The 20,611-nt window shown below is 70.5% G+C and carries 20 protein-coding genes and 1 pseudogene; 7 read left to right on the top strand and 14 right to left on the bottom strand.

The window, feature by feature from the left end; translation table 11 throughout:
• Positions 1-188 precede the first annotated feature (188 nt).
• Positions 189-1,154: a lipoyl synthase gene (lipA, locus tag OG407_RS16020; protein ID WP_327404627.1), complete on the bottom strand. Its 966-nt coding sequence runs from the start codon at positions 1,152-1,154 to the stop codon at positions 189-191.
• 105 nt (positions 1,155-1,259) lie between these two features.
• Positions 1,260-2,057, bottom strand: coding sequence for a lipoyl(octanoyl) transferase LipB (gene lipB, locus OG407_RS16015; RefSeq protein WP_405858643.1), 798 nt, complete (start codon positions 2,055-2,057; stop codon positions 1,260-1,262).
• A 284-nt stretch (positions 2,058-2,341) separates the two neighbouring features.
• On the opposite strand from lipB, the gene OG407_RS16010 reads away from it, so the two are divergent.
• Positions 2,342-3,778 carry a regulator gene (locus OG407_RS16010; protein ID WP_328683795.1) on the top strand — a complete coding sequence of 479 codons (1,437 nt, stop codon included), beginning with the start codon at positions 2,342-2,344 and terminating at the stop codon, positions 3,776-3,778.
• 78 nt (positions 3,779-3,856) lie between these two features.
• On the opposite strand, the gene OG407_RS16005 is transcribed toward OG407_RS16010, so the two are convergent.
• From OG407_RS16005 to OG407_RS15995, 3 genes and pseudogenes are all read right to left on the bottom strand, one after another.
• Positions 3,857-5,158, bottom strand: coding sequence for an FAD-dependent oxidoreductase (locus OG407_RS16005; RefSeq protein ID WP_405868434.1), 1,302 nt, complete (start codon positions 5,156-5,158; stop codon positions 3,857-3,859).
• A gap of 216 nt (positions 5,159-5,374) precedes the next feature.
• A pseudogene (locus tag OG407_RS16000) lies at positions 5,375-5,569 on the bottom strand (FAD-dependent oxidoreductase); the annotation flags it as partial.
• 236 nt (positions 5,570-5,805) lie between these two features.
• On the bottom strand, positions 5,806-6,702 hold the full coding sequence (locus OG407_RS15995; protein WP_405858641.1) for a TIGR01777 family oxidoreductase: 897 nt from the start codon (positions 6,700-6,702) through the stop codon (positions 5,806-5,808).
• A 73-nt stretch (positions 6,703-6,775) separates the two neighbouring features.
• Here OG407_RS15995 and OG407_RS15990 point away from each other — a divergent pair, with 73 nt between their 5' ends.
• Entirely contained in the window at positions 6,776-7,264 is a 489-nt protein-coding gene (locus OG407_RS15990) for a GNAT family N-acetyltransferase (RefSeq protein ID WP_327404632.1), read from the top strand.
• A gap of 10 nt (positions 7,265-7,274) precedes the next feature.
• On the opposite strand, the gene OG407_RS15985 is transcribed toward OG407_RS15990, so the two are convergent.
• Positions 7,275-8,459 (bottom strand): MarP family serine protease, encoded by a 1,185-nt coding sequence (locus OG407_RS15985; RefSeq protein WP_405858638.1) that lies wholly within the window; start codon positions 8,457-8,459, stop codon positions 7,275-7,277.
• 193 nt (positions 8,460-8,652) lie between these two features.
• Between OG407_RS15985 and OG407_RS15980 the strand changes: the two genes are divergently transcribed.
• Positions 8,653-9,468, top strand: a complete 816-nt coding sequence (locus OG407_RS15980) for a peptidoglycan recognition protein (RefSeq protein WP_405858636.1) — start codon at positions 8,653-8,655, stop codon at positions 9,466-9,468.
• Between the two features lie 83 nt (positions 9,469-9,551).
• On the opposite strand, the gene OG407_RS15975 is transcribed toward OG407_RS15980, so the two are convergent.
• Both OG407_RS15975 and OG407_RS15970 read right to left on the bottom strand, forming a co-directional pair.
• Positions 9,552-10,682, bottom strand: coding sequence for a lipid II:glycine glycyltransferase FemX (locus OG407_RS15975; protein ID WP_405858635.1), 1,131 nt, complete (start codon positions 10,680-10,682; stop codon positions 9,552-9,554).
• A 56-nt stretch (positions 10,683-10,738) separates the two neighbouring features.
• Positions 10,739-11,146 (bottom strand): ATP-binding protein, encoded by a 408-nt coding sequence (locus tag OG407_RS15970; protein ID WP_405858633.1) that lies wholly within the window; start codon positions 11,144-11,146, stop codon positions 10,739-10,741.
• A gap of 113 nt (positions 11,147-11,259) precedes the next feature.
• Between OG407_RS15970 and OG407_RS15965 the strand changes: the two genes are divergently transcribed.
• From OG407_RS15965 to OG407_RS15950, 4 genes are all read left to right on the top strand, one after another.
• On the top strand, positions 11,260-12,042 hold the full coding sequence (locus OG407_RS15965) for a helix-turn-helix transcriptional regulator (protein ID WP_405858631.1): 783 nt from the start codon (positions 11,260-11,262) through the stop codon (positions 12,040-12,042).
• Complete coding sequence (locus tag OG407_RS15960; protein WP_405858629.1) at positions 12,039-12,287, top strand: DUF397 domain-containing protein; 249 nt, start codon at positions 12,039-12,041, stop codon at positions 12,285-12,287. Before OG407_RS15965 ends, OG407_RS15960 begins: the two co-directional genes overlap by 4 nt.
• A gap of 267 nt (positions 12,288-12,554) precedes the next feature.
• Complete coding sequence (locus OG407_RS15955) at positions 12,555-13,442, top strand: hypothetical protein (RefSeq protein ID WP_405858627.1); 888 nt, start codon at positions 12,555-12,557, stop codon at positions 13,440-13,442.
• Positions 13,443-13,545: 103 nt separating this feature from the next.
• Positions 13,546-13,776 (top strand): hypothetical protein, encoded by a 231-nt coding sequence (locus OG407_RS15950; protein WP_405858625.1) that lies wholly within the window; start codon positions 13,546-13,548, stop codon positions 13,774-13,776.
• Positions 13,777-13,789: 13 nt separating this feature from the next.
• Here OG407_RS15950 and OG407_RS15945 read toward each other — a convergent pair whose 3' ends face one another.
• The 6 genes from OG407_RS15945 to OG407_RS15920 all read right to left on the bottom strand — a co-directional run bounded on the left by OG407_RS15945 (position 13,790) and on the right by OG407_RS15920 (position 20,478).
• Positions 13,790-14,269, bottom strand: coding sequence for a hypothetical protein (locus OG407_RS15945; protein ID WP_405858623.1), 480 nt, complete (start codon positions 14,267-14,269; stop codon positions 13,790-13,792).
• Positions 14,270-14,428: 159 nt separating this feature from the next.
• Positions 14,429-14,956: a carboxymuconolactone decarboxylase family protein gene (locus tag OG407_RS15940; protein ID WP_405858621.1), complete on the bottom strand. Its 528-nt coding sequence runs from the start codon at positions 14,954-14,956 to the stop codon at positions 14,429-14,431.
• A 67-nt stretch (positions 14,957-15,023) separates the two neighbouring features.
• Positions 15,024-15,545 (bottom strand): DUF4240 domain-containing protein, encoded by a 522-nt coding sequence (locus tag OG407_RS15935; protein WP_019065398.1) that lies wholly within the window; start codon positions 15,543-15,545, stop codon positions 15,024-15,026.
• Between the two features lie 78 nt (positions 15,546-15,623).
• Entirely contained in the window at positions 15,624-16,607 is a 984-nt protein-coding gene (locus OG407_RS15930; protein WP_405858619.1) for a helix-turn-helix transcriptional regulator, read from the bottom strand.
• A gap of 235 nt (positions 16,608-16,842) precedes the next feature.
• The gene (aceE, locus tag OG407_RS15925) at positions 16,843-19,554 is read right to left on the bottom strand and encodes a pyruvate dehydrogenase (acetyl-transferring), homodimeric type (RefSeq protein WP_405858618.1); all 2,712 of its coding nucleotides are present in this window, start codon (positions 19,552-19,554) and stop codon (positions 16,843-16,845) included.
• 300 nt (positions 19,555-19,854) lie between these two features.
• Positions 19,855-20,478 (bottom strand): GntR family transcriptional regulator, encoded by a 624-nt coding sequence (locus tag OG407_RS15920; protein WP_327404646.1) that lies wholly within the window; start codon positions 20,476-20,478, stop codon positions 19,855-19,857.
• Between the last annotated feature and the right edge of the window lie 133 nt (positions 20,479-20,611).

The raw sequence follows: 20,611 nt of genomic DNA, 5'->3' as shown, positions 1-20,611 counted from the left end.
TACCAGGGCGTGACCGACCGGTCAAACGCCAATGAAGCCTTGATGCGTGGGGCCCAAACGCTGACGCGGCCCTGATGGACGCCCTCAACTGGGAGGACGGTCAGGACCGCGTCCTAGCGCGGTGCTACCCGTGAGTAGCCACTTGTGCGCGAATTCACACAGCCGTAGCCGGACTGGGACCGGGCGGGTCACACCGCCTGCGAGGCCACATACGCGCCCCGCTTCTCGATCGCCATCTGGTAGAGGCGCCCGGCGCGGTACGACGAGCGCACCAGCGGGCCGGACATGACGCCGGAGAAGCCGATCTGGTCGGCCTCCTCCTTCAGCTCCACGAACTCGTGCGGCTTCACCCAGCGCTCCACGGGGTGGTGCCGTACGGACGGCCGCAGGTACTGCGTGATGGTGACCAACTCGCAGCCCGCCTCGTGCAGTTGGCGCAGCGCCTCGCTGACCTCCTCGCGGGTCTCGCCCATGCCGAGGATCAGGTTCGACTTGGTGACGAGACCGTAGTCGCGGGCCTCGGTGATGACCTTGAGCGAGCGGTCGTAGCGGAAGCCGGGGCGGATGCGCTTGAAGATGCGGGGGACCGTCTCGACGTTGTGCGCGAAGACCTCGGGGCGCGAGGAGAAGACCTCGGCGAGCTGCTCCGGGACCGCGTTGAAGTCGGGGGCGAGGAGTTCGACCTTGGTGCGGCCGGCCTCGCGGGACTCCGTCTGCTGGTGGATCTGGCGGACCGTCTCGGCGTACAGCCAGGCGCCGCCGTCCTCCAGGTCGTCGCGGGCGACGCCGGTGATCGTGGCGTAGTTCAGGTCCATGGTGACGACGGACTCGCCGACCCGGCGCGGTTCGTCGCGGTCCAGGGCCTCGGGCTTGCCGGTGTCGATCTGGCAGAAGTCGCAGCGCCGCGTGCACTGGTCGCCGCCGATGAGGAAGGTCGCCTCGCGGTCCTCCCAGCACTCGTAGATGTTGGGGCAGCCGGCTTCCTGGCAGACCGTGTGCAGACCCTCGCTCTTCACGAGCGCCTGCATCTTCGTGTACTCGGGACCCATTTTCGCCCGGGTCTTGATCCACTCGGGCTTGCGCTCGATGGGGGTCTGGGCGTTCCGGACCTCCAGGCGCAGCATCTTGCGTCCGTCGGGTGCGACTGCGGACACATCGGCTCCCTGTAGCTTCGATTCTTCGGCGTACACCAGGGTACGCCCGTGATTTCCGACCCCCGCCTTGAGGCCAACCTCAGAGCGCAAAGTCACATTCCCGGGTCAGGCGGTCGCCTTCTCGATCTCCCGGGGCTTCAGGTCCGCGTGCTCCAGTACGTCCTTCAGGTGCCGCTCGACCACCGGCAGCACCTCACCGATCGTCACGTCCCGGCCCAGCTCGGCGGCGAGCGAGGCGACCCCCGCGTCGCGGATCCCGCACGGGATGATGCGGTCGAACCAGCGGTTGTCCGGGTTCACGTTCAGCGCGAAGCCGTGCATCGTGACGCCCTTGGCGACGCGGATGCCGATCGCGGCGATCTTGCGGTCCTCGCGGCGCTGGCCGGCGTTCGACGGCGCGTACTCCGGGCCGTTCATCCGCGGGTCGAACTCCTCGTCCTGCAGACGGGGGTCGAAGTCCAGGGACAGGCCGCCGATCGACGGACGTTGATCGACCGGGTCACCGAGGATCCAGACCCCGCTGCGGCCCTCGACCCGGCTGGTCTCCACGCCGAACTCCGCGCACACCCGGATCAGCGCCTCCTCCAGGCGTCGTACGTGCGCGACGACGTCCACCGGGCGGGGCAGCTGCTGGATCGGGTAGCCGACCAGCTGGCCCGGGCCGTGCCAGGTGATCTTGCCGCCGCGGTCCACGTCGATGACCGGGGTGCCGTCCAGCGGGCGCTCGTTGTCCTGCGTGCGGCGGCCCGCCGTGTAGACCGGCGGGTGCTCCAGGAGCAGCACGGTGTCGGGGACCTCGTCCGCGAAGCGGGCCGCGTGCACCCGGCGCTGCTCGTCCCACGCCTCCTGGTACTCGACGGCCTCCGCGCCGAAGCCCATCCGGACGAACCGCAACTCACCCACGGCAAGCGCCTCCTCAGCAGCACCTATGAGTCGTAAGGCACGAAACATGCCTACGCCACTGTACGACCGACCGCTGACAGCCCACCGGGCGGCCGGGACCGTCAGCCCTACGACCAATCCTCACACGATCGGATGAATGCACGTCGGAATGTGCGACGGGATGCTTACGCTCCGCTACATTCGCGCCGTTCACGAGGCCAAAAGGGCTGCTCACAGGCAATCCGGGCAGGCAGTGGCCGCATCGGCCCCTGCTGGGGCCCGAAAGGCAGGAGACCGCACCGCAGATGACGGAACGACCCGCGCAGCGCACTCCCAACCGTCAGCTCGCCGCGCTCATCGCAGAAGCGGGGTTCTCCAACGCAGGTCTCGCCCGTCGCGTGGACCAGCTCGGTCTGGAGCACGGACTCGATCTCAGATACGACAAGACATCCGTCACCCGGTGGCTGCGCGGACAGCAGCCCAGAGGCACCACGCCCGCCCTCATCGCCGAGGTCTTCACCCGCCGGCTCGGCCGCCGGCTCACCGCCCAGGACCTCGGGCTCGACGCCTGCGCGCCGGTGTACGCCGGGCTCGAATTCGCCGCGACCCCCGAGGAGGCCGTCGACATCGTCAGCGGGCTGTGGCGCAAGGACTCCGGCAGCCACGCCGAACTCCGCAAGATCGCCTTCACCCCGGCCGGGCTCGTGGTGCCCAGCCGGGACTGGCTCATCGGCCGCGCCGACGACCGCGTGGGCCGCGCCGAACCCGCGAACCGGGTGCCCCCGCAGGGCCGCCCCGCCGTACCCCGCCAGCGCGGCCAGGGCGAGCGCGGCCCCGGCCAGAAGGTCACCGGCGGCGACATCTCCGCGCTCCGCTCGGTCGGCGAACTCTTCCGCACCCTCGACAACGCCTACGGCGGCGGCCACGCCCGGCAGGCGCTCGTGCGCTACCTGGAGCACGAGACCGAGCCGATGCTGCGCGGCACCTACGGCGAGCAGACCGGCCGGCGCCTGTTCGCCGCGGCGGCCGACCTCACCCGGCTCGCGGGCTGGACGTCGTACGACATCGCCGCGCACGGGCTCGCGCAGCGGTACTTCGTGCAGGCGCTGCGGCTCTCGCAGGCCGCCGGGGACCGGGCCTACGGCTCGTACGTGCTCATGACCATGAGCCGGCAGGCCGTCTACCTCGGGCACGGACGCGAGGCCGTACAGCTCGCGCGGGTCGCCCAGCAGGGGGTCGGGACCAGCGCGCCGCCCGTCGTGCAGTCGTTGCTGCACTCCGTGGAGGCGCGGGCGCACGGGGTGCTGGGGGAGGTGCGGGCGTGCACGTCGGCGCTCGTGCGGGCCGAGCGCGCCCTTGAGACGGCGCGGGCGGGGGACGAAGTGCCTTACTGGGCGCGGTTCTTCGACGAGGCGCAGCTCGCCGACGAGTTCGGGCACGCGCATCGGGATCTGCAGCAGTTCCGGGCGGCTGCGCAGCACGCGGAGCGGTCGTTGCAGTTGCGGGCGCCCGCGTTCGCCCGAAGTCGGCTGTTCTGCCGGGTTGTCCTTGCCTCCGCCCGGCTTGGGCTCGGTGAGCTTGACCAGGCGTGTGCGTTGGGGGCGGAGGCGGCGGGGCAGGCCGTGGAGATGCGGTCGGTTCGGGCGGTCGAGTACGTGCGGGACTTCGAGCGGCGGCTTGAGCCGTACAAGGACGCGGCGCCGGTGCGGGGGTATCGCGACAAGGTCGCCGCGTTCGGGTGAGGCATGGGTGGCTGTGAGTTGGGGACTGCGCGGCGCCGTCGTGGCCGGCCGCGCAGTTCCCCGCGCCCCTAAGGGAATTCAGGCGGCCTGGGTTGTTGGCAGAGGGTCGGCCATGTGCATCGAACCTGCCGCGCCCAGGTCCGCCAGGATCGCCGACGACGCCCGGTGGCCGGAGTGCAGGGCGCCCTGGACCGTGCTCGTGTCCCGGTGGTCGCCGCAGACGTACAGGCCGGCCAACAGGCGTACGGGGCGCCGTAGATCGTGCGGTGGGCGCATGACGGGGACCGCCGTGGGGGTGTGGTGGACGGCGAGGGTTTCCCAGCGGGTGGTCGAGGTGCCGTAGAGGCGGGACAGATGCATGCGTACGGCGGTCTCGACGTCCGGTGGGGGAGGGCCGAGGACCGTTGAGGAGACGAGGGCGCGGCCGGCCGGTGCGCGGCTCGGGTCGACCTCGCTGATGATCGCGGTGTGGGCGACCGGGCCGCCGCGGTCGGAGTCCAGGAGGAGGGCGGCGCCGGTCGTGGGCGGGTCGTCGGTCGTGTGGTGGACCACCGTCACCGGGTGGAAGTCCGGTACGCGCAGGCCGGGCAGGAGTTCGGCCGCCGCGCGCGCGTCCGTCGCGACCAGCACCGCCCGGCAGCGGATCTCGCCGTGCTCGGCGGTGGTCACCGACGTCGTCGATACGGCCGTCACGCGCACGCCGGTGTGCACGGTGCCCGGCGGCAGCGCGGCGGCGAGCACCTCGGGCAGCATCTCCGCGCCCCCCTCCGGCAGACACAGCCGCCCGCCCGCGAAGGCCCGCAGCGCGAGGTCGGCGCACCGGCTGGAGGTCGTCAACTCCGGGTCGCACAGCAGCGCGGCGAGCAGGGGGCGCAGAAACCCGTCGATGGTCCGCGCGGGCACCCCGCGTGCCGCGAGCGCCTGCCCGGCCGCCAACTCGGGCCGGGACAGCAGGCGTTCGACCGGCGTGCCCGCGAGCCGCGTCAGCGCGGTGCCGAGCCGAGCCTGGTCGACGGGGCCGCCGAGGGGGGCGGTGGAGCGGGGCCTGGGCACGGTCGAGGAACCCGGGGTGACCGCCGCGGACCGGTCCTTGAGCGCGGGGCCGCCCCAGGAGGAGTCCGCGCGGTTGCGGGGTGTGAGCGCGCTCCAGGAGGGACCTGTTCGGCCCTTGGGCGCGAGACCGTTCCAGGTGGACCCTGCTCGGTCCCTGAGCGCCGGACCGCCCCAGGAAGAACCCGCCCGGCCCCTGAGCGCGCCCCGGGCCGCGGCCTGGTCCGGTCCGGCCCCGTCCCCGGAGGCACCTGACGTACGGTCCCCAAGTGCCGCCCCGCCCCCGGGTGCCGCCGCGGCCCAGGAGGCGCCCCCGCGGCCCCTTGCCACCGGCCCGCCCCACGAGAAGCCGGCCCGGCCTCGCGTCGCCGGTCCGTTCCACAGAGGACCCTTCCGTCCCGTCCCCGACCTGGGGGCGCTCGCCAGGGCGCGTACGGCGTGGAATGCGCCCCGTGCGCTCCCTCCGGGCGCCGGGGTGCCCGCGTGGTGGTGGCGGCCGTCGCTGTGGAGGAGGACCCCGGGGGCGAAGGGGCGCAGCACCAGGGCGTCGAGGCCCGGGGTCAGGCGCAGTTCGGGGTACGAGGTGGACAGGAACTGTCCGATCCGGTCGAGCCGGAACCCGTCGACCTTCTCGGTCGACATACGGCCCCCCACGTAAGGGGCGGCCTCCAGGACTGCGGTCGTTACTCCTGCGCTGATCAGCCGATGCGCCGCGGCGAGTCCGGCGACCCCGGCTCCCACGACGACGACGTCCGCCTGGTACGCGGGCTCAAGCACGTGCCCCTCCTAGAGGTTGCGCGGCCGGTGGAGTCGTCATGCCCCCAACAGCCTCCAGGGATACCCGAGTTCGGGTCGAGGTTAGGGCCGTGATCGGTCAAGGGCAGTCGCGCATACGCAGGGCACGGTCGCACGGCGGTCGCATACGGTCGCCGAGCGTCATCATCGGGCATCATCGGACGCCCCGAGGTCTCAGGCGTTCACAGCGCCGCCCGGATCGCCCCCTCGATCTCCGGGAACGCGAACGTGAACCCCGACTCCAACAGCCGCTTCGGCAGCACCCGTTGACTCCCCAGCACATCCCCCGACATCTCGCCGAGGACCAGCTTTAGCGCGGGCGCCGGCACCGTGAAGAGGGACGGGCGGCTCAGCACACGCCCCATCGCCGCCGCGATCTCACGGTTCGTCACCGGGTTCGGCGCGGTGAGATTGAAGGGGCCGGACAGCCCGTCCGTGTCGATGAGATGCCGGATCGCCGCCACCTCGTCGTGCAGCGCGACGAACGACCAGTACTGCCGCCCGTCGCCGAACCGCCCGCCCAGGCCCGCCTTGTAGAGGGGGAACAGCTTGGCCCACGCCCCGCCCTCGCGCGCCACGACCAGCCCGGTCCGCGCGAACACCGTCCGTACGCCCGCCTCCCGCACGGGTGCGGTGGCCTCCTCCCACTCCACGCACAGCGACGGCAGAAAGCCGTCCCCAGGAGGCGCCGATTCATCCACGGCACGGTCGCCGGTCTCTCCGTAGAAGCCGATCGCGCTGCCGTTCACCCACACCCGCGGCGGCCGGTCCAGCGCGGCGACGGCCTCCGCGAGGGCCGCCGTGCCGAGCACGCGGCTGTCGCGGACGGTCTTCTTGTAGGCGTCCGTCCAGCGGTGGTCGCCGACCCCGGCACCGGCCAGGTTGACCACGGCGTCGCAGCCGTCGAGCCCGGCCGCGTCCACGTACTGCCCCTCGGGGTCCCAGCACACCTCGTCCGCGCCCCGGGCGCCGTGCCGTACCAGGCGCACCACCTCGTGCCCGTCGGCGGTCAGGGACCGGACCAGTGCGCTGCCGATGAGACCGGAGGCGCCGGTCACCGCGATTCGCGAGCGTTCCATGGCGCCCATCCTGCCTCGTTGATCCATAAAACCCCCATGAGGACCGCGCCGACCCCGCCGTACCCTGGCCCACATGTCCGAGCCGAACATACGCACAGCCCTGCCCGACGACGACGAGGAACTCGGCGCACTGGACCGCGCAACCTGGTCCCACCTGCACGCGGTCATGCCCCGCCCGCAGCCGCCGTACGCCCCCTTCTTCGACGCCCGGCACGCGCCCGACGACCATCTGGTCGCCGAACTGGACCGCCGGATCGTCGGCTACATCAGGCTGGCCTTTCCCACCGAGCTGGCCTGCAACGCCCACGTCCGGCAGATCCAGGGGCTCGCCGTCGCCGACGAGGCGCGCGGGCACGGGGTCGGCCGGGCGTTGATCCGGGCCGCCGTCGAGGAGGCACGGCGCAGGGGCGCACGCCGGCTCACGTTGCGCGTGCTCGGGCACAACACCCCGGCCCGGAAGCTCTACGAGGCCGAGGGCTTCGCCGTCGAGGGCGTACTGCCCGAGGAGTTCCTGCTCGACGGGAAGTACGTCGACGACGTCTTCATGGGCCGCGCGCTGTGACCTGTTGTGCCTACGACGTGACCAGGTTGCCCGTGTCGACCTGGGCCGTCGCGGTCGCCGCCCGTCGCGCGTCCCCGGAGACCTCGTCGGCCGTCAGCACGTACCCCGTCTCGTTGTCCGAGGTGGAGCGGGCGAAGACGACGCCGTAGACCTTGCCGCCGGTCGTCAGGAGGGGGCCGCCGGAGTTGCCGGGGCGGACCGTGGAGCGGATCGAGTAGATCTCGCGGGTGACCGTCCCGTTGCTGTAGATGTTCTGGCCGGTCGCGTTCACGCGGTTGGCGACGGTCGCGGCCTGGAGGTTCAGGTCACCGTCCTGGGGATAGCCGGCGACCACCGCCGAGTCGCCGCGGGCCGCGCTGTCGTCGAAGCTCAGCACGGGCGCGGACAGCCCCGGCACGTACAGCACGGCGACATCCTTCTGCGGGTCGAAGAGGACCACCCGTGCCTCGTACGACCGCCCGACCCCGCCGATGCGGACGGTCGGGTCGTCGATGCCCGCCACCACGTGCGCGTTGGTCATCACGTGCTGCGGGGCGTACACGAAGCCGCTGCCCTCGCGGCCCTGGGTGCCCGAGGAACCCTCGATCTTGACCGTGCTCAGCTTGGCGGCGTTCGTCGCGGCGGTGGTGACGCTGTCGCCGGTGGGCTTGGCGACCTCGGCCGTCGACTCGTTCTCGAACGGGTTGAAGACCTGCGGGAAGCCCGCCTCGGTGAGCGCGGAGGTGGCCCGCGAGAACCATGTCGGCGTCGTGTCCGGCATCAGCTTCTGCACGCTGCCCAGCAGCTTCGAGTCCTGGATCGCCGTCGTGACCGTCGCGGACGAGGACGCGCCCAGCACGCTCGCGGCCACCCACGCGACGATCATCACCGCCACCGAGTTCGCCGCGGCCCCGCCGATCCCGTCGGCCACCCGCAGCGGCCCCTGGTCCAGCTCCTTGCGCAGCTTCAGCGCGAGCCGCCCCGCCAGTTCGTGCCCGACCACCGCCGGGGTCAGCACCGTGAGCACGGCGGTCACCGTCGCCGTCGTCGTCCCCGGAGTCACCAGGTCCATCACCCACGGCAGCACCCACACGCCGATGACCGCACCGCCCACGAACCCGGCGAGCGACACACATCCGGCGACGAGGCCGCGCCGGTAGCCGGACGCCGCGTAGGCGAGGATCACCAGCAACAACAGCAGGTCGAGCAGGTCCACGGAGCCGCCTTTCTCTCGGAACCCTTAGTACGCGAGGAACGGGCCCACTGATCAGTTACGCGCGCGTGGCCCCCGTGAACCCAACCCACCACGCGTGCGTGTACCCCCAGAAACGTGCCGGACCAGGACGATGGTTCCACCGGGTGGCACAGCACACATCGCGGGCTGAGTGTTTCCGGCCGAGAGTGTGACCATGCGTGTCCTGAGAAGAACGCCGGGTGCACGAAGACGACGGCCGCGGGTACGAATACCCCGCGCGGCGGTCGTTCTGCTGGCCTGCCTGCCCGGTCTCGCCGCCGTCCTGGTGCTGGCCCTGTGCGCGAACGGCATCGGGCGCAGGGCCACGACCGCCGCCGTACGGCCACCCGTCGCGGCCCGGCTCGCCGCCCTCGCGCACACCGCGCCCAAGCCGCGCATCGTGCCGCGCTCGGCCTGGCTGGACGCCCTCTCCCGGCACGCGCAGCCGCCGCCGCGCTACGACGACAAGGTCGTCGCCGTCTTCGTCCACCACACGGACTCGCCGAACGGGTACGACTGCGCGGACGCGCCCCGCATCATCCGCTACCTGTACGCCGGCCAGACCGGGGTCCGGGACTGGGACGACATCGGGTACAACTTCCTCGTCGACCACTGCGGGACGATCTACGAGGGGCGGGCGGGGGGTGTCGACCGGGCCGTCACCGGGGCGCACACGCAGGGGTTCAACCACCGTACGGCGGGGATCGCGGCGATCGGGACGTTCACGGCGGGGATGGCGGTGCCGAAGGTGATGACCGATGCGATCGCCGCGCTGGCCGCTTGGAAGCTGGGGCTCGCGGATGTGGATCCGCGGGCGAAGGCGCGGCTCGTGTCCAGCAACAGCCTCAGCCGGTATGCCAGCGGTGCGACGGCGGTGCTGCCTGCCCTGGCGGGGCACAAGGACGGGTACATGACGAGTTGCCCGGGGGCGGCGTTGTTGGCTCGGCTTCCGGAAGTGCGGGAGTCGGCTGCGCGGTTGCAGGGGCGTTGAGGGTTGAGTGTCGGGTGCGGGCCCGGTGGGGGCTGGTCGCGCAGTTCCCCGCGCCCCTGAAGGGCGGGGCTTCGCCCGCCCGTCTACCTGCGGGCCAGGTAGACGCTCAACGCCCGTTGCAGGACCTTCCCTTGACTCCCCACCGGGCGTTCCCATTCGCCTAGGTACTCCACTGCTCGGCCGCCCGCGCCGGTCTTGAAGAGGAGGCGGCCGACGAGGCGGTCGTCGGCTATCAGGGACGGGGTGATGGAGCGGAGGTCGTACGTCTCCGCGCCCGAGTCCAAGGCCTCGCACAGCATCCGCCACAACAACAGGCTGCTGGGGCGGAGTTCGCGGCCGCGGCGGCCGGAGGCGGGGTAGGAGTGCCAGACGCGGGGGCCGGTGCTGATCATCAGGGCGGAGGACAGGACCTCGTCGTCGTACTCGGCGAGGTAGATGCGTAGGCGGTCGGATTCTTCGGCGTTCAGCGCCTGCCACATGCGCCGGAAGTAGTCCAGGGGGCGGGGCTTGAAGCCGTCCCGTTCCGCAGTGGCCCGGTACAGGCGGTGGAACGCGGGCAGGTCGTCGGCCGAACCCCAGAAGACTCCGACCCCGCCGGCTTCTGCCGTCTGCAGCGACTGCAACCAGTGGGTGGAGAGGGCGGCGCGCAGTTCGTTCACCGACCGCCCGGTCAGGGGGATTTGGCAGCCGTAGCGCGGCTGGCCGAGGCCGAACCCGCTGCCGTCCTCCTCCTTGCACCGCCGCCAGCCGAGGTGCCGGAGCCGTTCCGCCGTGTCCAGCGCGTAGCCGTCGATGCCGTCCGTGGGCAGATCCCGCAGATGCCGTACGGAGGGGTCGGCGACGCCCGCCGCGACGGTGGCCGCGTCCCAGTGCCGGACGACGAGCGGTGGGCCGATACGGACCGAGAACGCGCCCTCCTTCTCCAGGTGTGCGATCAGGGGGTCCAGGTACCGTTCCGGGCGCTGGCTGTGCCAGTCGATCGCGGGGCCGTCGGGGAGGTAGGCGAGACAGCGCCCGGTGCCGGGGAACGCCCGGTACAGCACGAGCGCTACGGCGACCAGCGCGTCCCCCTCGAACCAACCGACGCTCTCCGCCGTCCAGTCGGGCTTCACGTCGGCCCACTCGGGGATCTGGAGATGGCTCGCGTCCGGGTGCAGCCGGAGATGGCCGAGGTGTTCCTCGCGGGTGATCCCCTTCACGTACGGGCTGGTCATGGGCGCGACGCTCCTGTTCGGCGGCGGCCACCGTAAGCCGGGGTTCACCGGGCGGGTCAAGACTTCACTGCTGTGAACTCCGCCCACACCTGTTTGCCGCGTCGGCCCTGCCTGGGCGTGACACCCCACTGGCTCGCCACGGACGCGATCAGGAAGATGCCCCGTCCGCTCTCCGTATCCCAGTCGGGTTCGGTGTACCAGACGGGCAGTTCGGGCGAACGATCGGCGACGGCCACCCGAACCCCGCCTTCCGGGAGGGTACGGAGGCGCAGTTCGCACGCCGGGGACTTCACGTGGCGGTGGACGTTGGCGAGCATCTCCGTCACGCAGAGCGTCGCGCCGTCGGCGAGTTCGGGGTACCCCCAGGCGGTGAGCTGCTCCCGGACGGCTTGGCGTGCGGCGGCGAACCCCTCTGGTTCCGCGAGGAGTTGGAGCACCACTTCAGGGGGCGATTGCGTGTGCATGCCCTCACGGTGGGTGATGTGTGGCTAGCCTGAACAGGGCTGACAGCAGCACACAGTGAAGTGTGCAGGCAAGGGGGTTGGTTGTGCAGGAGGGTGGCGAAGGGTCGCCGAGCATGCGGATGTTCGGTGCGGTGACACGGTCGCTTCGGGAGGAACTGGGGCGCACGCGGGAGCAACTCGGGGTAGCTGTGGGCTACTCGGCCTCGCAGGTGGCGATGGTCGAGCGCGGGGAACGGATGCCGAGTGCGCGGTTCATCGCCCGGGCGGCGGAGTTTCTGGGGCAGCGGACGACTATCGAATCCGCGGCGGAGCATCTGGAACGGAACCTGCACCCGTCGTGGTTCGGTGAGTACGCGGACCGTGAGGCCGAGGCGGTCAGCCTCTGCACATACAACACACACCTCGTGCATGGTCTCGTGCAGACAGAGGAGTACACGCGTGCCGTGCTCGACGCACGATTCCCGATGTTGGAGGACGCGGAGATCGAACGCAGGCTGGATGCACGGCTCTCCCGGCAGGCACTTCTGTCTCGCACCCCCGCTGCTTCGATTGCGCTGGTGATCGAGGAGTGGGTTCTACGGCGCCCAGTCGGCGGAGTGGCGGTCCTCAAGCGGCAGTTGGAGTGGTTGCTGGAACTCGGCGCCAGGCGCAACGTGTCCCTCCAGGTCATGCCGATGCTGTATGAGGCGCATGCTGGAGTGGACGGCCCGATGACCCTCCTGGAAACGCCCAAACGGCAGTGGGTCGCGTGGCTTGAGGCACAGGGAAACGGGCGCCTGGTGGACGACCGAGACGAGGTCAGTGTCCTGCTCACGCGGTATGGCATGATCCGGACGCAGGCCCTGACCCCAGGTGACTCCGCGAAGTTGATCGAACAGATGGCAGGGGAGCTATGACCGCCGACCTGAATTGGTTCAAGTCCAGCTACAGCGGTAGCCAGGGCGGTGACTGCCTCGAAGTCGCCCTGGAATGGCGGAAGTCGTCGTACAGCGGCGCGGAGGGCGGCGAATGCCTCGAAGTCGCCCTGGAATCAGCCCGACCCACGGTCCACATCCGTGACTCGAAGGCCAAGTCCGGTTCCACGCTGGCGTTTTCGTTGGGCGAGTGGGCGGCGTTCGTGGGCTTCGCCAGCGGGAAGTGACTCACGCCCTGCCCCAGGAGGTAGGCCACAGAAATGTGACACTCCGCCCCGAAGTGTCACATCTTCACGGAGAGGGTCCCCCCGGCAGGGTCCGGCAAGGGGTGTTTTCGCTGGACGAGTGGATGATTTTCGTAAACTTGGCCGCAAGGTCGGCGCTAAAGTAGTCACGTCCTCACCCTCCGTGCGCCAACACGGAGCGGCCCTCAGCGGTGCGCCAACACCAATCTGAGGGCCTACACCGACGAGTGGAATCTGGAGTCCACCGCGATGCTGCAGCATGCTATCCCGCCTGCCCGCTTCTTCTCCCAGACCCCGAACGAGATCATCCGGCATCCCCGTCTCAACGGGACCGCCGTTCGTCTCCTCCAGTGGGCGCTGTCCCTCCCCGAGGGTTCGAGGGAGACCGTGCAGTCCATCGGCGAGAAGATGCCGGAAGGCCGTCTCGCGGTCCGCAAGGCGCGGCGGCAGCTGGAGGAAGAGGGTTACCTCCACACCCGGCGCAGCCAGAACCCCGAGACCGGCCAGTGGTCCACCCAAGTGCTCGTATCCAACGTGGCGTTGACGACGCCGGAGGAGATCGCCGCCGCGTTCGGGACCGTACGCCCCTCTCCTGATGCGAGTGATCCGGGTGGCCAGGACCCGCCGGTCGGGGCAGGGGCGGACCAGGCTGTCGGCGCATACCCCTTGGGCGAGAACACCGAGGAAAACACCCCCAACCAGCCCGCGCCGCCAGGCGAGTTGGAGACCGGCGCCGCGAACTTCCTGGCCCGGCTCGGCGACCGCACCCCCGCCCTGCGTCTCGGCGCCGGTGAGATCGAACGGCTCGTGCCCCTCGTCGCCCGCTGGCAGGCGCGCGGGGCGAGCGAGGCCGACCTGTACCAGGCCCTCACCGCCGACCTGCCGCACCCCGTGCGCTCCCCGGCCGCCCTTGTCCAGTACCGCCTGGAAGCGCGGACTCCGGCAATCACCCCTCCACGCAAGCCGGTTGAGACCCTGGTGGAGTGCGGGGAGTGCCGTGACCCGTTGCCGCGAGGCGTTCGTACGGGCATCTGCCGCCGCTGCGCGGGACTGGTCCCGGCGACGCCTTCGACACCGGGTCCAACCCCCGTGTCGCTCAACGGCATCGCCCTCGTGCGGGCGGCGCTGCGCGCCTGACCACGGCCGCCGTACGCTCACAGGTTTCTCGCAGGCAACTCACCGGGTCCCCCGAGACAAGCTCCCTATCGTCATGCACACGCACTGACTGGAGGTGGGGAAAATGAACAGCAGTCACACCAACACCACGGAGAAGTCGGCCGGTTGGGCCAAGTCCGCCCGCGGCCCCTGGGCGGTGGTCTGCGCGGTCGCGACCGTGATCCTCGGCCCGGCCGCCGTCACGGCCTCCGCGCTCGACCAGGCCAACGCGGCCCCGATGCACCACGCGGTACGGGCCGACCAGACGCAGGCCTACATCTCCACGGACTCGACCCGGCGCCGGACCACCGCGTAGGCAGCCGCGGCCGTCAGCGTGCGGCGACCAGTTCCTGGGTGCTGGTGACCGTGCCGTCCGCGTGCTGCGTGAGGCGGAGGACCAGGACGTGGCGGCGGTCGGCCGGCGCGGTCACATAGAGGGGGCGGCCCTTGTTCAGGCCGGGGGCTCTGAACTGCAGCCGGGAGTTGAAGGCTCCGGCGGCGCTGTTGCAGCCCTTGGCCAGGGTGCGGCCGAAGGGGTCGTGGTCGTGCCGGGTGGCGTCGACGTCGTAGTCGACGAACTTGTCGTCGGGCTTGGCGACCGTCCCGACGTTCATCGTGACCCACGCGTGGACCTTCACGTCCGAGCAGACGGTGACCGTACTGACCGCCTGCGGATCCGGGTCGTTGAGTTCCTTGCCCTCGGCCTGTTCTCCGACCAGCAGCATGGTGCCGACCGTCGCGCCGATCAGTACGACGATGAGGGCGGCACCGAGCAGAATCATGGAACGCGGGCGAACTATCGGGAACATGACCCCTCCGAGGGGTGGACCGAGCGGGTGTTGTCGCTCCATAGGAGGGGCGCGGCCGGGCAGTTGTTCTGACCTCAGTGGCATCAGGACACCGCTGTGACACGTGGGTCGACCCGTCGTTACGGGAAAGCGGAGGAATCAGAGGAAGCGGGACAGGTCCTAACTCCGGCCCAGGCCCAGGTACTTCTCGCCCACCGGATCGATGTCCACGCCCAGGCCGTTCAGGAGACCGGCGAGCATCGTGTAGTACCCGACCGTCGTGATCAGCTCGACCACCTGACGGTCGGTCAGATGCTTGCGGAGTGTGCCCAACGTGGCGTCCGCGAGCGTGTGTTGGCTCAGCAGCTCCTCCGTCGCCGTCAGCAGCGCCGACTCGACCTCGTCGAACTCGCCCTCCTCGCGCCGGAGTTCGACGACCGCCGCCAACTGGTCGGCGGTGACCCCCGCGTGGAGCGCGATCGGGCGGTGCTGAACGATCCCGTAGGCGCAGTCCGTCTGGGCCGCCACCGACACCACCACCAGCTCGCGCAACCGCACCGGTATCGACGACCCGAGCACGCCCATGGCCAACTCGATGGCCGGACCTGTCAGATCAGGGGCGTGGGAGAGCATGCGGAACGCGTTCAGCGGAGTGGGAAGCGCGTCCACGGCCTCGGCGGAACGCTCCGGGTACGGTATTCGAGCCACGGTGACCTCACTGGGATCTGGTCTGACGACGGACAGGGCACCATCGCCGTACCCCACTCACTCGTGCTCACTCCTCCTGGAACCTTTCCCGCAGCTTCGGGAACCGTTCCGCCAGCACGGCCTCGTTCTCCAGGTCGAGCCGCGCGCCCAGCGGCTCCGCGGGTGCCGGGGGAATCCCCAGGTCGGGGGCGACGGCACCGGTGAGCTGTTCGTACGCCTCGTCCGCCGCGTACCCCAGTTCCTCACCGTCGCCGTCGATCTCCTCGTCGAAGTCGTCGATGAGGTCGGCCAGCGAGTCGGGGTCGTGCACGGCACCCTCGTACACCTCACGGCCCTGGCCGATCAGCCAGCACCGGAAGTAGTCGAACGCGTCGTCGCTCGCCCCGCCCAGCAGCACCCACGCGGCACCCCACAGATCCCAGGTGTACGCGCGGTTGTAACGGGCCTCGAAATGCCGGGCGAAGTCCAGGACCAGCTCCGGGTCCAGCAGCAGAAGCCGGTCGACGAGCAGGTCGGCCTGCTCCTCGGGGTCGCCCTCGGCGGCCTCGCGGGTGGCGTCCACCAACTCCCAGAACTCCGTCTCGTCCATCACGGGTCAAGCATCGGGCCTGGAGGGGTGGTGCGCACGTGGAGTGCAGCGGATTGTCACCTGGAGCGGGGCAGATCGTTATGGGCGGTGGTACAGACTGGTCAGCCGTAGCGCGTCGCTCGTGAAACGTGCCCGCAGGCTCTCCGGAGTCAGTACCTCCACGTCCGGGCCGAGTCCCGCGAGCTGGCTGTGGGCGACCTCCTCGGACTCCACCGGGAGGGTCACCGTCACCCACCCGTCGTCGGGGTCCGGCTCGCCCGCGGCGTCCAGCGCCTCCCGCGCGGCGACCGGATCGACGGCGTAGGGCAGTCTCCGCGCGCCGTCCGCCGACAGCCGCACCACCACCTCCGCCCGCAGGATCGACCTCGCGAACTGCTCCGCCCGTTCCTCCCAGAACGCCGGAAGATCGAAATCCGGGTCCCGTACGAAGCGTTCGGCGCCCGGCTCCACCGCTGTGAACCGGTCGATGCGGTACACCCGGTAGGAATCGGGGTCGGCGGCGACCCGCGCGCACAGGTACCAGACACCCGCCTTGAGGACGAGTCCGTACGGCTCCAGTTCCCGTTCGACGTCGGAGTCCGCGCGCCGGTACCGCGCGACCATCCTCCGGTCGTCCCACACCGCGTCCGCTACGGCGGGGAGCAGTTCGGGTGTCTTGGGCTCGGTGAACCAGCCAGGGGCGTCGAGGTGGAACCGCTGGGCCGCCGCGTGCGAGGCATCGGACAGGGAGGGCATCAGGGCCGCGGACACCTTCAGACGGGCTGCCGAGGCCGCGTCCTCCAACCCCATCTCGCGCAACGCGCCCGGGACCCCGCTCAGGAACAGCGCCTCCGCCTCGCTCCGGCCCAGCCCGGTCAGCCGGGTCCGGTACCCGCCGACGAGCCGATACCCGCCGGCCCGCCCTCGGTCCGCGTACACCGGGACCCCCGCCTCCGACAGTGCCTGCGCGTCCCGGGTGACGGTCCGCTCGGAGACTTCCAGCTCGCGGGCCAGCTCAGCGGCGGTCATCGAGGGCCGGGACTGAAGCAGCAGCACCATTTTGATGAGACGGGCAGCACGCATGCCTTCATGATGAGGGATCCCGCCCCCGCCGCCCCTACCCGTCCCATCCCTGGGGGCTGCCGCCCCCAGCCCCCCGCTTCGGCCTGAACGGCCTCGTCCTCAAACGCCGGACGGGCTGAAAGGCCAAACGCCGGAGAGGCTGATTTTCAGCCTCTCCGGCGTTTGAGGAGCGGGGTCTGGGGCGGAGCCCCAGAAGGATGGGACGGGTAGGGGCGGCGGGGGCGAGAAACAGTCCCTACAGGCCGTACCGCTCCCGTGCCTCCTTGACCGCCGTAGCCTTCACTTCCCCACGCCGCGCCAGCTGCGCCAGCGCCGCGACCACGATCGACTCCGCGTCCACGCCGAAGTAACGACGGGCCGCATCCCGCGTGTCCGACAGGCCGAAGCCGTCCGCACCCAGCGAGGACCAGTCCTGCTCGACCCACTGCGCGATCTGGTCGGGGACCTGGCGCATGTAGTCGGACACCGCGAGCACCGGACCCTCGGCACCCTGCAGCGCCTGCCGCACGTACGGAACTCGCTCCTCGCCCCGCAGCAACGCCGCGTCCGCGTCCAACGCATCCCGCCGCAGCTCGGTCCAGGACGTGGCCGACCACACGTCAGCCGCCACCCCCCACTCCTCCGCGAGCAACCGCTGCGCCTTCAGCGTCCAGTGAATCGCCGTACCGGACCCGAGCAGCTGGATCCGCGCCGCGTTGGCAGCCGGCGAAAGTCCAGCCGATTCCGCCGTGTTGAAGCGGTACAGGCCCTTGACGATGCCCTCGTCGATGCCGAGGCCGGCCGGCTTGGCGGGCTGGGGGATCGGCTCGTTGTAGACGGTGAGGTAGTAGAAGACGTTCGAGTCCTCGCCCGGGGCGGCCTCGCCGTACATCCGGCGGATGCCGTCCTTCACGATCGCCGCGACCTCGTACGCGAACGCCGGGTCGTACGACAGGGCGGCCGGGTTCGTCGCCGCGATCACCGGCGAGTGACCGTCCGCGTGCTGCAACCCCTCGCCCGTCAGCGTCGTACGGCCCGCCGTCGCCCCGACGAGGAAACCGCGGCCGAGCTGGTCACCGAGCTGCCACATCTGGTCGGCCGTGCGCTGCCAGCCGAACATCGAGTAGAAGATGTAGAAGGGGATCATCGCTTCGCCGTGCGTCGCGTACGACGTCGACGCGGCGATGAAGTCCGCCATCGAACCGGCCTCGGTGATCCCCTCGTTGAGGATCTGGCCGTTCTTGGCTTCCTTGTAGTACATGAGCTGGTCGCGGTCGACCGGCTCGTACGTCTGGCCCTTGGGGGAGTAGATCCCGAGGGACGGGAAGAGCGATTCCATGCCGAAGGTGCGTGCCTCGTCGGGCACGATCGGCACCCAGCGCTTGCCGGTCTCCTTGTCGCGGACCAGGTCCTTGACGAGCCGTACGAACGCCATCGTCGTCGCCACGTTCTGGCTGCCCGAGCCCTTGTCGAAGGACGCGAACGTCTTGTCGGCGGCGGAGGGCAGCGGAGCGAGCGCGTGCGTACGACGCGAAGGGGCCGGGCCGCCGAGGGCCGCGCGGCGCTCCTGGAGGTAACGGACCTCGGGGGAGTCGGCGCCGGGGTGGCCGTACGGAACGACTCCGTCGATGAAGTCGCTGTCCTTGATGGGGAGTTCGAGCAGGTCACGCATCTGCTTGAACTCGTCCGTCGACAGCTTCTTCATCTGGTGGTTGGCGTTCTTCGACGCGAAGCCCGCGCCAAGCGTGTGACCCTTGACCGTCTGCGCCAGGATGACCGTCGGTCCGCCCTTGTGCTCTACGGCCGCCTTGTACGCGGCGTACACCTTGCTCGCCTCGTGACCACCGCGGGAGAGGTGGAAACACTCCAGGATCTTGTCGTCGCTCAGCAGCTTCGCCAGCTCGACGAGCGCCGGGTCCTTGCCGAAGAAGTCCTCGCGGATGTAGGCGGCGCCACGCGTCTGGTACGTCTGCACCTGGGCGTCCGGTACCTCGCGCAGGCGGCGTACGAGCGCGCCCGTGGTGTCGAGCCGGAACAGCTCGTCCCAGGCGTTGCCCCACAGGGACTTGATGACGTTCCAGCCGGCGCCGCGGAACTGGGCCTCCAGCTCCTGCACGATCTTGAAGTTCGCGCGGACCGGGCCGTCGAGGCGCTGGAGGTTGCAGTTGATGACGAAGGTGAGATTGTCCAGGCCCTCGCGGGAAGCCAGTGCGAGTGCCGCCGTCGACTCGGGCTCGTCCATCTCGCCGTCGCCGAGGAACGCCCAGACGTGGGACTCGGAGACGTCCTTGATGCCGCGCGCGGTGAGGTAGCGGTTGAAGCGCGCCTGGTAGATCGCCGACAGCGGGCCGAGGCCCATCGACACCGTCGGGAACTCCCACAGCCAGGGCAGGCGGCGGGGGTGCGGGTACGACGGGAGGCCGTTGCCGCCCGCCTCCTGGCGGAAGTTGTCGAGGTGCGCCTCGGTGAGGCGGCCGTCGAGGAAGGCGCGGGCGTAGATGCCGGGGGAGGCGTGGCCCTGGATGTAGAGCTGGTCGCCCGAGCCGGGCGCCTCCTGGGATTCCTTGCCCTTGAAGAAGTGGTTGAAGCCGGTCTCGTACAGCCAGGCCGCGGACGCGAAGGTCGCGATGTGGCCGCCGACGCCGTGTTTCGCGCCACGGGTCACCATCGCCGCCGCGTTCCAGCGGTTCCACGCGGTGATCCGGCGCTCCAGCGCCTCGTCGCCGGGCGCGGACGGCTCGACGGCGGTCGGGATGGTGTTGACGTAGTCCGTCTCAAGCAGCTTGGGCAGCGCGAGGCCGTTGCCCTCCGCGCGCTCCAGCGTGCGGCGCATCAGGTACGCGGCACGGTGCGGGCCCGCAGCCTTCGTGACGGCGTCCAGGGAGGCCTGCCATTCGGCGGTCTCCTCGGGGTCGCGGTCCGGGAGCTGGTCGAGCTCGCTCGGCTGGATGGCGTAGGGGTCGGTCATAACGCCGCCTTCCTCGGTCGAAGGGGGGTTCCCTCATCGGCAAGGGGATTTCGGGGGGTGCCCTTGGTCTTTGGCAGGACAGGGCGGCGGGCCCTTGTGCTGTGACACGGTGCGGCTTCCGCCGCGTGGCCCGTCGGTGACTGTAACTCCCTGATCGATGATCGATCAAAGGTTCCCGGGCAAAATATCTTGATTACGAGAAAGTCGGCACGGCGTGCCTTTTGTGGGGGCACCGGGTGCCGTGATTTTGGCTGATTTCCGGGGAGTTTTCGCAGGTGAGCATGGCTGCGCTCGGCTGCGTCACGGGCGCGGGGCGCAGCCGAGAACGTGCGCCTTCACCAGCTCCGCGATCCGCGGATCCCGGCGCCGGAACGCGGCCACCAGCTCCTCGTGCTCCTCCGCGTACGACTGCTGGACCGTCCCCAGCCAGCGGATCGACAGCGCCGTGAACACCTCGATGCCGAGGCCCTCCCAGGTGTGCAGCAGCACGGAGTTGCCGGCGGCGCGGACCAGTTCGCGGTGGAAGCCGACGGTGTGCCGCACCTGGCCGGTGCCGTCCGCGTCGCGGTCGGCCTCGTAGAGCGCGGCGACATGCGGTTCGAGCGCCGAGCAGTCCTCGGCCAGCTTCCCGGCCGCCAGCTCCGCCGCGATGGCCTCCAGGCCGGCCCGTACCGGGTAGCTCTCCTCCAGGTCGGCCGCGGTCAGGTTCCGGACGCGTACGCCCTTGTTCGGCGCGGACTCGATCAGCCGCAGCGACTCCAGCTCGCGCAGCGCCTCCCGCACCGGCGTCTGGCTGACCTCCAGCTCGGTCGCGATCCGCCGCTCCACGATCCGCTCGCCCGGCTTCCAGCGGCCGCTCACGATCCCCTCCACGATGTGCTCGCGGATCTGTTCGCGCAGCGAGTGGACGACGGGCGCGGTCATGAGAGCTCCTTAAGGGCGTTTGACGTTTAGACAATAAGGCCGCACGCCCGCTCGGGAGGGGCGCACGGGGGCGCTTTCATGCAGGTGAGACGAGACTTACACGCTGGTGGGGCGGTAGGCGCGGGTGCCCTGC

It is taken from the genome of Streptomyces sp. NBC_01515, assembly GCF_045040345.1.
Taxonomy (GTDB): Bacteria; Actinomycetota; Actinomycetes; order Streptomycetales; family Streptomycetaceae; genus Streptomyces.
This window is presented reverse-complemented; position numbering and strand designations above follow the sequence as displayed.